Annotated in this window: 13 protein-coding genes and 1 pseudogene; 6 read left to right on the forward strand and 8 right to left on the reverse strand. The window is 62.2% G+C overall.

Annotation, left to right across the window (positions count from 1 at the left end; translation table 11 throughout):
* Nucleotides 1-75, reverse strand: a pseudogene (locus M6689_RS02420) (IS3 family transposase); the annotation flags it as partial.
* A gap of 308 nt (nt 76-383) precedes the next feature.
* Here M6689_RS02420 and M6689_RS02425 point away from each other — a divergent pair.
* The 4 genes from M6689_RS02425 to M6689_RS02440 all read left to right on the forward strand — a co-directional run bounded on the left by M6689_RS02425 (nt 384) and on the right by M6689_RS02440 (nt 2,405).
* Nucleotides 384-551, forward strand: a complete 168-nt coding sequence (locus M6689_RS02425; protein WP_298267392.1) for a hypothetical protein — start codon at nt 384-386, stop codon at nt 549-551.
* 21 nt (nt 552-572) lie between these two features.
* A complete protein-coding gene (locus tag M6689_RS02430; RefSeq protein ID WP_298267396.1) occupies nt 573-764 on the forward strand; it encodes a hypothetical protein in 192 nt (63 codons plus the stop codon).
* Between the two features lie 229 nt (nt 765-993).
* Nucleotides 994-1,923, forward strand: a complete 930-nt coding sequence (gene cysK / locus M6689_RS02435) for a cysteine synthase A (protein WP_298267399.1) — start codon at nt 994-996, stop codon at nt 1,921-1,923.
* A gap of 122 nt (nt 1,924-2,045) precedes the next feature.
* Nucleotides 2,046-2,405, forward strand: a complete 360-nt coding sequence (locus tag M6689_RS02440; RefSeq protein ID WP_298267401.1) for a hypothetical protein — start codon at nt 2,046-2,048, stop codon at nt 2,403-2,405.
* Between the two features lie 89 nt (nt 2,406-2,494).
* On the opposite strand, the gene M6689_RS02445 is transcribed toward M6689_RS02440, so the two are convergent.
* The 7 genes from M6689_RS02445 to recG form a co-directional block, all read right to left on the reverse strand.
* A complete protein-coding gene (locus tag M6689_RS02445; RefSeq protein WP_298267403.1) occupies nt 2,495-3,475 on the reverse strand; it encodes an HD-GYP domain-containing protein in 981 nt (326 codons plus the stop codon).
* A gap of 112 nt (nt 3,476-3,587) precedes the next feature.
* On the reverse strand, nt 3,588-3,953 hold the full coding sequence (locus tag M6689_RS02450) for a hypothetical protein (RefSeq protein WP_298267405.1): 366 nt from the start codon (nt 3,951-3,953) through the stop codon (nt 3,588-3,590).
* Between the two features lie 148 nt (nt 3,954-4,101).
* A complete protein-coding gene (gene gluQRS / locus M6689_RS02455; RefSeq protein ID WP_298267407.1) occupies nt 4,102-5,046 on the reverse strand; it encodes a tRNA glutamyl-Q(34) synthetase GluQRS in 945 nt (314 codons plus the stop codon).
* Between the two features lie 182 nt (nt 5,047-5,228).
* Nucleotides 5,229-5,543 (reverse strand): pyrimidine/purine nucleoside phosphorylase, encoded by a 315-nt coding sequence (locus M6689_RS02460; RefSeq protein WP_298267410.1) that lies wholly within the window; start codon nt 5,541-5,543, stop codon nt 5,229-5,231.
* 21 nt (nt 5,544-5,564) lie between these two features.
* On the reverse strand, nt 5,565-5,954 hold the full coding sequence (locus tag M6689_RS02465; protein ID WP_298267412.1) for a type II toxin-antitoxin system VapC family toxin: 390 nt from the start codon (nt 5,952-5,954) through the stop codon (nt 5,565-5,567).
* Nucleotides 5,951-6,181, reverse strand: coding sequence for a type II toxin-antitoxin system Phd/YefM family antitoxin (locus tag M6689_RS02470; protein ID WP_298267415.1), 231 nt, complete (start codon nt 6,179-6,181; stop codon nt 5,951-5,953). The genes M6689_RS02465 and M6689_RS02470 overlap by 4 nt, the downstream gene beginning before the upstream one ends.
* Before the next feature lie 70 nt (nt 6,182-6,251).
* Complete coding sequence (gene recG / locus M6689_RS02475; RefSeq protein WP_298267421.1) at nt 6,252-8,549, reverse strand: ATP-dependent DNA helicase RecG; 2,298 nt, start codon at nt 8,547-8,549, stop codon at nt 6,252-6,254.
* A gap of 579 nt (nt 8,550-9,128) precedes the next feature.
* Between recG and istA the strand changes: the two genes are divergently transcribed.
* Nucleotides 9,129-10,646, forward strand: coding sequence for an IS21 family transposase (istA, locus tag M6689_RS02480; protein WP_298267417.1), 1,518 nt, complete (start codon nt 9,129-9,131; stop codon nt 10,644-10,646).
* Entirely contained in the window at nt 10,643-11,422 is a 780-nt protein-coding gene (gene istB / locus M6689_RS02485; protein ID WP_298267418.1) for an IS21-like element helper ATPase IstB, read from the forward strand. The genes istA and istB overlap by 4 nt, the downstream gene beginning before the upstream one ends.
* Nucleotides 11,423-11,474: the final 52 nt, after the last annotated feature.

Consider the following 11,474-nt stretch of genomic DNA (forward strand, 5'->3'; position numbering starts at 1 on the left):
TTTGATTTCCGGTGCCGCTCCAGTCGAGCTACGCTCTCCTTCCGCTGCACCGGAGACATTTACATCCTTTGCCATTGACGACCTCCTTGAACGCGTACATTTACCTCATTTTCGTGTCCAAGAAAACCGGGGCCGCCATAATGCGGACAATCACGCGTAATAGTCGTGTTGAATATTCAACAACTTGTTGTGGATTTTTCCATAACAAGTTGATTTTTGCATGCATGCTTTTTTGCAAAACTCAATCATATCAACTTGTTACAGAATGGCCCATCATTTGCTAAGGATCATTGCAAATATTCGAGTTGGGGGGTCTTCGATGCAGTACCGCTGGTTCAAGATCCCGTATGCGGCGGGCATGCCATAAACCAAAGGAGATAAAAATGAGACCTATTCTGATGATCGCCGTCGCAGCAACTGTTGCGCTTCTGTCCGGTTGCGCGGTTATAGATTTTCTCGACGGCAAGCATTACAACCACACACCCGGCTACGACAGGCCCCAGTACGACTCGGGAAGCTACGGCGGCGGACACGGCGGGCACTCACACTGATTCGGAAAGGAGATAATTACAATGAATGCAAAGCTCGAAGAAGTATCATCCAGTTTCCTGAATAGAATGATTTTTCTCAAATTCGCCATTTTGTCGGCGGTCGTTCTCTCGCTGACGCTGGGTCACCCGGCGGCGACGGTTGCCCACAAGGGGGCACAGAAGCTGTGTTCGTTTCTGATGAAGAACGATCCTGACTGCACGAGGTCCTGCTGACAGTGCGGCGAGCCTCAATATCAGGAGACTGCATGAAAACCGCCCTTCTTTTCTCAACCTTCATCTTCGGCATGCTTCTGACATCGGGATGCATGCTCATGCACGGAGAACACATGGGGCGCCATGCTTCACAGGAAAGGACAACCGAAAGGCGCACTGACGATAGCGGTCATGCGCACTGAAAAACAGATAGAGGAAATCACCAAGATCAAGCGGAGGAACACGACACATGATTAGAATTTTCGACAATCTCACCGATCTCATCGGGAAGACGCCCCTTTTGCGGCTCCACAAGGTGACCGCAGGGGTAGAAGCCAACATCGTGGCGAAGCTCGAATCGTTCAACCCCGGGGGAAGCGTCAAGGACCGGATCGGCTACTCCATGATCCGGGATGGCGAATCAAGGGGGTTCATCAACAAGGATACGGTCATCATCGAGCCGACGAGCGGCAACACCGGCATCGCCCTCGCCTTCGTCTGCGCGGCAAAGGGATACCGGCTGATCCTCACCATGCCCGAGACGATGAGCGTCGAGCGGAGAAGCCTGCTGAAGGCCTACGGCGCCGAACTGGTCCTGACCCCGGGGGCCGAAGGAATGAAAGGTGCCATCAGGAAGGCCGAGGAACTGGCCGGGGAGATCCCCAACTCGTTCATCCCCCAGCAGTTCCTCAACCCTGCCAACCCTCACATCCACCGTTTCACCACTGCCGAGGAGATCTGGACGGATACCGACGGCAAGGTCGACATCTTCGTGGCCGGAGTCGGCACCGGCGGAACCATAACCGGCGTCGGCGAAGTGCTCAAAAAGCGAAAGCCGGAGGTAAAAATCATCGCGGTGGAGCCGTTCGACTCTCCGGTCCTTTCCGGCGGACAGCCCGCCCCCCACAAGATCCAGGGGATTGGCGCCGGTTTCGTGCCGGAGGTCTTGAACCGGGAAGTCATCGACGAGATCTTCAAGGTGAGAAACGAGGAAGCGCTGGAAACAGCCCGTCGGCTGGCCCGTGAAGAGGGGGTACTCGTGGGGATATCCGCCGGCGCTGCGGCCTTCGCCGCGCTGGAGGTGGCAAAGCGTCCGGAGAACAAGGGAAAGATGATTGTCGTCGTCCTCCCCGATACGGGCGAGCGCTACCTCAGCACGGTGCTTTTCCAGGATCAATAAGCCTAAAACGTCGTGAATGAGAGGAGCCTGCAATAAAGAAGGACCCGAAAGGAGGTGAAGAGGTCCAAGGTCGCTATTTTCTGTGCCAGGAAGCAAACAACCGATTACTCAGGAGGGAAAAGATGAAAAGAATCGTCAGGATTGTTGTTTTAGTGGCTCTCGTAGCCGTGATGGCCGCCCCTTCTTTCGTTCAGGCCGCCGGGAAGAAAGTCAAAAGCGAAGTCGTGATGAAGGTCGGCAACAAGGTACACCTATTCCACAGCGGAACCGCAGATGTGAAAAAAGAAATCGCCTTGAACGACGTGATCCCGGTTTACCGGCAAACCGGCAAGGCTGCTCAGTTAAGGGAAGTCGGACAGGTCAAGGTCCTCTCATTTATCGATGAACATCACTTTGAAGCCGGGATCGTCAAAGGGGAGATCAAGGTGGGTGATATCGCCAAGAAGGAGAGCGCCGGCTTGCTGGTACAACCGGCCAAGTGATCCTTCCTTATCGAGTACAGGGCCGGGCCAACGGCGTCCCGGACCCTTTCCAACTCGCAACATCGTCCTTACCGCACCCTCCACTGGCCTTAAAGAACGGGGGCGTCTCCGTTCACGTCAGCAAACCGCTTCCGCACCTTCTCCCACTTTTCGGGGGGAATCGCCTCGAACGCATTAACGACCGCGGGATCGAAGTGGCTTCCCCCCTTCTCCCGGATGACGCACGCCGCCTGCTCGTACCCCATCGCCTTGTGGTAGGGGCGCTCCGAGGTGAGGGCGTCGAAGACGTCGGCCACCATGAAGAGGCGGGCGCCGAGTGGTATCTCCTCCCCTATGAGCCCCCGCGGATAGCCGGTGCCGTCGAAATGCTCGTGGTGGGCATAGACAATCTCAGCCGCCTCCCGGAGAAACCCTATCCGGCGCAAGAGCCGGTACCCTTCCCAGGGGTGCCGGCGCATCTCCCGCCACTCGTCCTCCGTAAGCCCCGCCGGCTTCAACAGGACACGGTCGGAAACCGCGATCTTCCCCACGTCGTGCAGGAGGGCGCCGAGAGCGATGGCCCGCCTCTCCCCTTCTGCAATACCGAAACGGTCGGCGAGCAGAAGGGTGTACTCCCTCACCCGCTGCGAATGGAGCCGGGTGTTTTTCTCCCGCATGTCGAGGGCGGAAACAAGCGCCAGGAGGGTCTCCTCGTTGGCCCGGGCAAGGCTCTCCATGAGGGCGCGCCGCCGGTCGAAGAGCCAGCCCGGGACCAACCCCACCACCCAGAAGCCCGCCAGTTCCCCCAGCTGGTTGGCCTGTTCCATGTAGTTTCCCGGCCAGTCGACAAGCGCATGGGCGATAAAGGCCATGCTGATAACGGCCGTCGTCAGGGCCGCCCCCCGCAGACCGAACCAGGCGGCCGCCATGACCGGCGGCAGAAAGTAGAGCTTACGTAAAACGATGTGGAGTTTGTGGTAGGTGTGCGGTGTCGTCGGGACCAGGAAGTGGAAGAGGGTAACGATCACCACCGTGAAGATAAGGAGGGCTATCCTGGTTTTCCTGCCGTTTACATATCGCTCTGCTTCCATGGTTTCCGGCCGCCTCGTCTATCTGCTTCCCTTCTTCCACTGAAACGCCAGCTTCCCCCCGTAGTGCCCGAGCAGAACCACCACCGGCGACGCGCCGAGGAGGCACCCCGCGTCATTTCATTGTTTCAAGACACCCACCGGCTTTCCTGACCATATCGCCTTCCTTCACATCACCCTCCAGCAGGAGGGCTTCCAGATAATGCTCTCCCTCATACCGAGTAATCTTCACCTTCCCGGTTTCCCGGTATTTCACATATCGGCCGCCGGCATACCACCGGTAAACCGGTACAATCTCGCCGAGACAGAAATCGGCCTGCGCCTCCCTGCCCCCTATGTGAAGCAGACGGACGGTGTCGTCGGTCTTGACCACCACCTCCGCCCTGTTCCGGGGTTGCACGCCGAGGGTGGCACACCCCTGAAGGGCCGCCACGGCCAATGAAATCGCAATGACCGCCCGTGATATCTTCAGCATCTCCATGTCCCCTCGTCTCCCCGGTCCGGCCGCCGAATTTGCTTTCTGCGAGACCGCCAAAGGTTGAATATTCTCCGAAAGTATAGACCACCCCTCATCCCATGCAAACGGCCGGAGGGAATTCGGGGCGGCTCCGTCAGGTGCATTCCTGCAATTACCGCACGTCATACAGAGGGGAGGATTGTGTCGGGACCTTGGCGACGTCGAAGCTTGCGGCGGCCCAGGCGAGCACCTCGGCTCCCGGCGCCCCCGCCGGGAAAGAAGGGGGTTCCTGCCCCAGGAACCGCAGCGCCGCCAGGAGGAGCTCCCCTCCCCGGGCGACGAGGTCGCGGCCGGCGGCAAGGGAGACCGCATTGTCCCGCTTGGAGAGCTTCCCTCCGGGACCGGTCACCAGCGGAAGGTGGGCGTAGGCGGGGGTGTCGCAGCCGAGGAGGCGCTGAAGAAGAATCTGCCTCGGGGTGGAGGAGAGGAGGTCGGCGCCGCGCACCACCTGGGTCACCCCCTGGTCGGCGTCGTCCACCACCACGGCCAGCTGGTAGGCGAAGAGACCGTCGGCCCGCCTCACCACGAAATCGCCGCAGATCCGGGCGAGATTATAGCTCTTCTCCCCCATGACGAGATCGTGAAAGGTGATCGGTTCCGCGGGGACCTTCACCCGGTACGAGCGGGGCTCCTTGCCGGGAGGGAGGCCGTCGCGGCAGATGTTCGGGTAGGCCAACTCCCCCTCCCCGTCGTGGGGGGCCGTGGCGGCCCGGGCGATCTCGACCCGGGAACAGCCGCAGGGGTAGACGTGGCCCGCCGCCAGAAGCCGCTCCAGGGCCGCTTCATAGGCCGCCGACCGCCGGCTCTGCCGGACGATCTCCCCGTCCCACGAAAACCCGAGGACCTCCAGGGTCCGAAGGATGTCGTCCGCCATCCCCGGCACCACCCGCGGAGTGTCGAGATCCTCCATCCGGAGGAGCCAGAGCCCGCCTGCACGCTTCGCCATGGCGTAGCTCCCCACGGCGGCCACCAGGGAACCGATGTGGAGCGGTCCGGTGGGGGACGGGGCGAAACGGCCGACTGGCGTGCCGGGACGGGGATGAGAGGAAGAGGTCATGGTCGAAAAACCTACACGGTCACGGTAAGGAAGTCAACGGCCGGGGCCTCCTCAGGGGAGAGGGTGGCCGAAGGCCGGGTGAGGGGAAACAGGCAGGCATAGGCACGTGGTGTCACCTTAAATGTAAAAAGGCCCGGGAGCTTTCCCCCCGGGCCATCCAGGACAGCGTCGCCGCTCCCCGCTTACGCGAGGAACGAGCAGCAGTAGTCGGTGAGGGAGAGGACCTTCATGGTGAACTTCGAGTCGCCCGCAATCTCGAACGACTCCCCTCCCACGATCCTCCGCCACCCCTCGCTCCCCGGGAGCTTCACGTCGAGCTCCCCCGAGAGGATCTCCATGATCTCGGGAGCGCCGGTGGAAAACTCGTACTCCCCCGGCTGCATGAAGCCGAGGGTCTTCTTGGTCCCGTCGGGGAAAACGACGGTGCGGCTTACGACACCGCCGTTGAAATAGATGTTCGCTTCGCGGATTACGGTTACGTTGGTGAATTCGGACATTGTTCCTCCCTTGTGAAATGGCTACCAGATGACCGGCAGACCTTTTACCTTGTGTAAATGTTGATCGCAGGTGACCAGTTTTCCCCTGCACTGGAGCGTCGTGGCCGCAATGAGACGGTCGGCGGGATCGAAATGGGAGAACCCATCGTGAGTGGCGGACAGGGCGGCGATTTCGGGTGTTATGGGAATTACCTGGATGGGGCGGGCGGCCAGGGCAAGGCGTATAAACGAAAGGGTATCCGTCCCGGGATCGAGACGCCCCTTGGCGATCAGCATTGCCACCTCCCAGAGCGAGATGTCGCTGCAGGCAAGCCTTCCCCCTTCCTCCTCGATAATCCGGGCAGCCTTCTTCGACAACCGCTCCGGCGTGAGGGCATCGTAGATAAGGGCGCAGGTGTCGAGGATGATCACCTCTGGACCTCCCAAGGCTCTTCCAGCGGCGAAACCACATCGCCCACCAGGCACCGGCTGCGAAGCTCAACCAGACGCTCCCGGGCAGCGGCCTGCTCGTCCCGGGCCGGAACGATGCGTGCGATGACCTTCCCCCTCGAGGTCACCAGGAGTTCCTCTCCAGATTGAACTTCCCCAAGGTAGGCCGGCAGATGGCTTCTCAAATCCGTCACGTTCACTTCCCGCATGATGCCTTACCTCCCACAATATGTACTCTTAGAATGTACATATGATCCGGGGCCAAGTCAACAGACAATCCTACGCTATTCCCGCCAGTTCCAGCCTTCCACCCCACCTCCGCGCCAGCTCGGTGCGGAGGTTCGCGTACTCCGGGAGCGCCAACTCCGGGTCCCGCTCGACGACGGTGAACGCCTCTCCCCGCGCCGCCTCCAGAATCCGCCCGTCGCGCAGGATGTTCGCCACCCGGAAGTCGGGAAGCCCCGCCTGGCGGGTGCCGAGGAAATCGCCCGGGCCGCGGATCTCCAGGTCCGCCTCGGCGATCCGGAAGCCGTCGGTGGTCGCCTCCATCACCCGGAGCCGCTTCTCCCCGTCCTCGGAAAGCTTCCCCGGCGTCATCAGGATGCAGCGGGAGCGCCCGCTCCCCCGCCCCACCCTCCCGCGGAGCTGGTGGAGCTGGGAGAGGCCGAAGCGCTCGGCGTGCTCGATCACCATCACCGTGGCGTTGGGGACGTCGATCCCCACCTCGATGACCGTGGTCGCCACGAGGATGTCGATCTCCCGCTCCTTGAAGGAGCGCATCACCGCCTCCTTCTCCTCCGGCTTCATCCGGCCGTGGAGGATGCCGAGCCGCAGCTCCGGGAAGATGTCGTTGGCCAGGTGCTCCGCCATCTGGGTCGCCGCCTTCAGGTCGCTCTTCTCCGTCTCCTCCACCAGCGGATAGATGACGTAGGTCTGGTGCCCCTTCGCCACCTCCTCCCGGATGATGCCGTAGACCTGGCCGCGGCGGCTCTCGAAGCAAACCCGCGTCTCCACCGGCGTCCGCCCCGGCGGGAGCTCGTCGATCACCGACAGCGACAGATCGCCGAAGACCGTCATGGCGAGGGTGCGGGGGATCGGGGTGGCGGTCATGACGAGGATGTCCGGGTTCTCCCCCTTCTTCCGCAGAAGCCCCCGCTGGATGACGCCGAAGCGGTGCTGCTCGTCCACGATGCCCAGTCCCAGCCGGTGGAACTCCACCTTCTCCTGGATCACCGCGTGGGTGCCGACCACGATCTGCGCCTCTCCCCGCGCCACCCGGTCCAGTGCCTCGCTCTTCGCCTTCCCCTTGAGCGAGGAGGTGAGAAGCGCCACCTGAACGCCGAGCTCGTCGCACCAGCGGTGGATGTTGAGGTAGTGCTGCTCCGCCAGGATCTCGGTGGGGGCCATGATCGCCACCTGGTAGCCGTTCTCCACCGCCACGAGCGCCGCCATGAGCGCCACCAGGGTCTTGCCGCACCCCACGTCCCCCTGCACCAGGCGGTGCATCGGGTGCGGTGCCATCATGTCCTCCTTGATCTCGGCGAGGACCCGGCGCTGGGCGTTCGTGAGCGAGAACGGGAGGAGTTTCAGGAGCGGCTTGGTGAAGGTATGGTTCACGGAGAAGGAGATCCCCGGCTCCACCACCACCCCCCGCTTCTTGAGGGCGAGCCCGAGCTCCAGGAAGAAGAACTCGTCGAAGACGAGGGTCCGGTGGGCCGGGTTCCTCCCCTCCTCCAGGAGCCGCTGGTCGCTATCCTCCCCCGGGAAGTGCACCGTCCGGAGCGCATCGGAGAGCGGCAAAAGCCCCTGACGCTGCGCCATCGTCGGCGGGAGAGCGCTCTCCACGCACGGGGCGAAGCGGTCAACCACCTCCTTCATCACCTTGCGGAGCGTCTTCTGGTGGAGCCCTTCGGTGAGGGGATAGACCGGCACGAGCCGGCCGAAGGTGACCGGGTCCCGGGCCATGACCGCCTCCACCGTCTCCCCCTCGGCCAGCCACTCCACGTCCGGGTGATGGACCTCCCGCTGCAGGCCGAACTGGGAGACCAGACCGGTGAAGATCCCCCGCCGCCCCCGCTTCCAGCTCTTTTTCAGGAAGGCCGGATTGAAGTTGAACCACTTGCAGGAGATGGTGCCGCTTGCGTCCCGCACCAGCGCCTCGAAGAAACGGCGCCCCCCCTTGGTCGACACCACGTCGGCGGAGACGATCTCGCCGGCAAAGACGCTCGTTGCCCCTGGGCGGAGTTTCGCCACCGGGAGCACCTGGCGGCGGTCCTCGTAGCGGTTCGGGAGGAGGTAGAGGGCATCCTCCACCGTGGCGATCCCCTTCCGCCCGAGGAGCTCCGCCAGCTTCGGCCCCACCCCCTTGATGAACTGCATGGAGGTTTCCAGGTTCTTGCGGTTGATGGAATCGCGGACCGGCGACTGGGCCCGTTCACCGGAAACCGGCGCTATTGGCGCCCGGGCGACCACCAGGCCGTCCTCCGTCGGAAGGACCGTCACCGGGTCCCCCGGCCCCAAACCCGCTTCCTTCAGCACCGCGGCGGGAATCGAGAGGGTTCCGTCATCATGAAGCACCAGACGTACCCCGGCACCCTTCCCTGCCGCTTTGTCGCGATTTTCGTTACTCACCAGGACAACTCCCCATGACGGATCGACTCCGCACCGGTTAAACAGCCACAGTTCGCAAGGCCCCAATGTAGCAGGCCCGTTGACCCGTTGCAACCCGGGAAGTTGCCCCTCAAGCCGCCCGCCGAAAGGATTTCTCTCTGACAAATAAATTTATTCCGTCATTAAAGCATGCTATAAAACAACCAGAATCACATCCGATGAGATCCGAATGCGCTGGAGCAGCAGCGGAGTGCGGCTGCAGAAAACAGGGGGTCAGTATGCTTCGGGACATGAAAGCCCATACTCATCTGAAGCCTGGGCAGAAGGGAACCAGGTGTCGAGAACCATGGTAATTGAGCAGTTACCGATGGTGCGATACCAACGGAATTGAGCACCGGAACCATCGGAATTGAGCAGTTTGAGCAGGGGCGGAACCAACGTAATTGAGCACCCCCTGCTGTTGTCTTTGGTGGGCCACAACCGTCATAGCGTATCCTGCCGGGATCTTGATTCCCAGGAGGTCCTATGGCAAGGAGACCCATTCCAATGGTTGAACTTGATGAGTTGCTGTTTCGCTGGCAGCAGGGAGAGAACATCTCCCAGCTTTCCCGCTCGCTCGGGCAGAGCCGCCAGACGGTACGCGAGTACCTGCGGCGGGCGCAACACGAGGGGCTGACCCGTGATGCCGATGATGCCCGACGGGCTGAGGTGGTTCGGACGCTTTTGCGCAAGGCTCCTACCGTAGCATCCCCGGCCAGGGATGAACTGGTCCCGTGGCTGGAGCAGATCCGCCAGTGGCTGGCGGAGCCGGACATGACGGCCAAGCAGGTCTGGCGCCTGTTGCGCCGCAAAGGGCTCAAGGCCAGCTACCAGAGCGTGAACCGCTTCGTCCAGGAGTATGTCACCCCGGCCACCCCCCGCACGACGATGCGCCTGGAGACTCCTGCCGGCCGGCAGGCCCAGGTCGATTTCGGCAAGGTCCGGGTACGCCTGGGCGATACGCTGGTGTGGCTCTGGGCATTCGTCATGACCCTTTCCTACAGCCGCCACCGCTTTGTCCGCTTCGTCCCCCGCCAGGATCTCCCTTCCTGGCTCGACTGCCATGTCCGCGCCTTTGAGTTCTTTGGCGGTGTGCCGGAGACGATCCTCCTGGACAACCTGAAGGCCGGGGTGGTGCGGCCTGATCTCTACGATCCTACGATCAACCGGGCCTATGCCGAACTGGAGCGCCATTACGGTTTTGTCGCCGATCCGGCCAAGGTCCGTACTCCCGAGCACAAGGGGAAGGTAGAGCGCTCCATGCCGGTGGTGCGACAGCAACTGGTGGCCGGTCGAGGCTACGCCGATCTGACCGAACTCAACGAGGCGGCCCTTTCCTGGTGCCAGGACGAGGTCGGCACGATCGATCACGGCACCACCCAGGAACCACCCCTGATCCGCTTCGAGCGGGACGAACGCAAGGCCCTCAAGCCCCTGCCGGCCGCGACCTTTGCCAACCCCACCTGGGCCGAGTGTAAGGTCCATCCGGACCATCACGTCGTCTTTGAGAGGAGCTACTACTCGGTGCCCACCCGGTACGTGGGCAAGACGGTCTGGGTGCGGGCGACGTTTCGTCTGGTGGAGATCTTCTGCAACGAAGAGCTGATCAAGACCCATCCCAGGGCACATCGTCGGGGCACCTGGCAGACCGACCAGAACGACTATCCGCCACCGACCAAGGCGTTTCTCTTCTTCCATCCGGCCCACTGCAAGGCGAAGGCGGGAGAGCTGGGGCCAGACGTCGCCCGGATGATGGCGGCGATCCTCGCCGACAATGCCCTGAGAAACCTGCGCAAGGGCCAGGCGCTGTTGCGGCTGGGGGAGAAGTACGGTCCCGAGCGGCTGAACGAAGCCTGCCGCCACCTGCTCAGCTTCGATTCAACCGAACTCAAGCGCCTGCAGCAGGTACTGGAGCGGGGAGTGCCCACCACTGCCGGTGAACCGCCAGACACTGCCCCCCTGTCGCAGCAAACACTGGAGTTTCTCCATCCGGGCGAGAGCTTTGCCGCTGGAGGTGCCCAATGAACATCGCCCCGACGGTAGTTGCCCAGTTCAAGGCCCTTAAACTGGGCCGGCTCCTGGATACCCTGGAGGCCCGGCTCGATCAGGCCCGCCAGGGACAGTTGGGCTACGTGGAGTTCCTCCAGCTCATCTTCCAGGACGAGATCGAGCGGCGCCGCTCCCAGAGCCTGAAGCTGCGCCTGCAACGGGCGACCTTCGAGGAGCCCAAGACCCTGGAGGAGTTCGACTTCGCTGCCCGGCCCCAGCTCAACCCCACCGCCATCCATGATCTGGCCTGCGGCGGTTTCATCGACAAGAAAGAGCATGTGCTGCTCTACGGTCCTGCCGGCACCGGCAAGACCCACCTCGCCCAGGCGTTGGGCCATCACGCCTGTCGGGCCGGGTGCTCCGTGTTCTTCATCAAGGCCGCGAAGCTCTTCCGCGACCTGCACGCAGCCAGGGCCGACAACAGCTGGGAGCAGGAACTACGGCGCTTCCTCTCGCCGGACCTGCTCATCATCGACGACTTCGGGCTCAAGCCGATGAACTTCACCCAGGCTGAAGACTTCTACGAGATCGTCGCCGAACGGCACCTGCGCGGTTCCATCATCGTCACCTCGAACCGCACGCCGGCCGACTGGCTGCCGCTCTTCCCCGATCCGGTCATGGCTAACTCGGCCCTCGACCGGCTCGCCCACAAGGCGCATCATATCGTCATGAAAGGAGATTCCTATCGGGCAAAGACACGCCCACAGTCACCAGTACCTTTTTCCACATTCACCGGACCCACCGAAGAGTGAACTGCTCAATTCCGTTGGTTCAAGGGGTGCTCAATTACGGTGGTTCTTGACA

Source organism: Geobacter sp. (assembly GCF_027327745.1).
In the GTDB taxonomy this organism is placed as follows: Bacteria; Desulfobacterota; Desulfuromonadia; order Geobacterales; family Geobacteraceae; genus Geobacter.

What these genes read in the sequence shown, in the direction of transcription:
- M6689_RS02425 (WP_298267392.1), top strand. Translation starts at nt 384, where the DNA reads ATGAGACCTATTCTGATGATCGCCGTCGCAGCAACTGTTGCGCTTCTG.
- M6689_RS02430 (WP_298267396.1), top strand. Translation starts at nt 573, where the DNA reads ATGAATGCAAAGCTCGAAGAAGTATCATCCAGTTTCCTGAATAGAATG.
- cysK (WP_298267399.1), top strand. Translation starts at nt 994, where the DNA reads ATGATTAGAATTTTCGACAATCTCACCGATCTCATCGGGAAGACGCCC.
- M6689_RS02440 (WP_298267401.1), top strand. Translation starts at nt 2,046, where the DNA reads ATGAAAAGAATCGTCAGGATTGTTGTTTTAGTGGCTCTCGTAGCCGTG.
- M6689_RS02445 (WP_298267403.1), bottom strand. Translation starts at nt 3,475, where the DNA reads ATGGAAGCAGAGCGATATGTAAACGGCAGGAAAACCAGGATAGCCCTC.
- M6689_RS02450 (WP_298267405.1), bottom strand. Translation starts at nt 3,953, where the DNA reads ATGGAGATGCTGAAGATATCACGGGCGGTCATTGCGATTTCATTGGCC.
- gluQRS (WP_298267407.1), bottom strand. Translation starts at nt 5,046, where the DNA reads ATGACCTCTTCCTCTCATCCCCGTCCCGGCACGCCAGTCGGCCGTTTC.
- M6689_RS02460 (WP_298267410.1), bottom strand. Translation starts at nt 5,543, where the DNA reads ATGTCCGAATTCACCAACGTAACCGTAATCCGCGAAGCGAACATCTAT.
- M6689_RS02470 (WP_298267415.1), bottom strand. Translation starts at nt 6,181, where the DNA reads ATGCGGGAAGTGAACGTGACGGATTTGAGAAGCCATCTGCCGGCCTAC.
- istA (WP_298267417.1), top strand. Translation starts at nt 9,129, where the DNA reads ATGGTTGAACTTGATGAGTTGCTGTTTCGCTGGCAGCAGGGAGAGAAC.
- istB (WP_298267418.1), top strand. Translation starts at nt 10,643, where the DNA reads ATGAACATCGCCCCGACGGTAGTTGCCCAGTTCAAGGCCCTTAAACTG.